Source organism: Paraburkholderia sp. SIMBA_053, assembly GCF_046534895.1.
Lineage (GTDB): Bacteria > Pseudomonadota > Gammaproteobacteria > Burkholderiales > Burkholderiaceae > Paraburkholderia > Paraburkholderia caledonica.
The window spans coordinates 1-256 of the sequence record NZ_JAWRXU010001117.1; the positions used below are offsets into that span (position 1 = coordinate 1).

Annotated in this window: 1 pseudogene; it reads right to left on the bottom strand. The window is 62.9% G+C overall.

The window, feature by feature from the left end:
• Window positions 1-243, bottom strand: a pseudogene (locus SB753_RS39105) (hypothetical protein); the annotation flags it as partial.
• Between the last annotated feature and the right edge of the window lie 13 nt (window positions 244-256).

A 256-nucleotide genomic window follows, 5' to 3' on the forward strand; every position in this document is an offset into this window, starting at 1 on the left:
GACGACTGCGGCCAGCTCGGCGACGGATTCGGTGGACAAGCGGATGCCCGCGCGCACGACCGCATCGTCGCGCGTCTGCTCGGCGAGCTCGCGGGAGAGCCTCACGATGCTCACCATGCCGGATGCGTCGGTACTCGTGATTGATTGGATAGCGCCGATAGATGTCTCGTGCTGGCGCCGGACAATCTCTGCTGCGAGGACCAGTTTTGAGTCGAAATGGAAGTAGAACGCACCGAGGGTCATGCCGATACGCGAG